The organism is Vibrio sp. 1580 (genome assembly GCF_033340055.1).
The window spans coordinates 1-583 of sequence record NZ_JAWOVT010000488.1 but is presented as its reverse complement, the minus strand read 5'-3'; the positions used below and the strand labels follow the sequence as shown (position 1 = coordinate 583).

General features: G+C 47.0%; 1 protein-coding gene. It reads right to left on the bottom strand.

The features are described 5' to 3' along the window. A partial coding sequence (locus R7093_RS26745) for a plasmid recombination protein (RefSeq protein ID WP_318147215.1) occupies window positions 1-583 on the bottom strand: 583 nt, incomplete at both ends.

Below are 583 nucleotides of genomic sequence, written 5' to 3'. Positions count from 1 at the left end.
TGGCTTTGACCTCATCGGTCAAACGTCCCTCTAGTTCACTCTCGACCTTCTCAACAGCCCTATCAACTAGCGGGAGGTATTTACCCTTGAGCGTATCCATGCATTCGTTTTTAAGCTGCTCCAGCATGTTATCTGCTGCAACATGCAGATCAGCCTTTACCTGATCCAGAACCTCATAAAAATGCTTTACCTCCGTGTGCTTGTGCTTGCTGCCGTGCTTGGGCGGTTCGATGTTGGCTATACGACCCTCCATAGATGCATAATAACTCCTCTGCATTCTTGCTAGTTGGGCCTTACCAAACATATCCCTTGCACTCAAAGAGTGCCTACCATCCCTTTCCACCACAGGCACAACAACAAAATGTATGTGTGGCGTTTCCTCGTCCCTATGCAGCACAGCATTAACCAAATTATCTCCAAACTCTTTGTTCAGCCATTCCTTGGATTGTTTGTACCACTCGCGTAATACCTCAATACCCTCTTTTCCGTCTGGCTTAATTAGTTCAGGGCTTAATTGCAATACCCCTCCCCTCGCCAAACCCGAATTCTTCCTCCTCTCCTTACCTAATACTTCTATCCTACC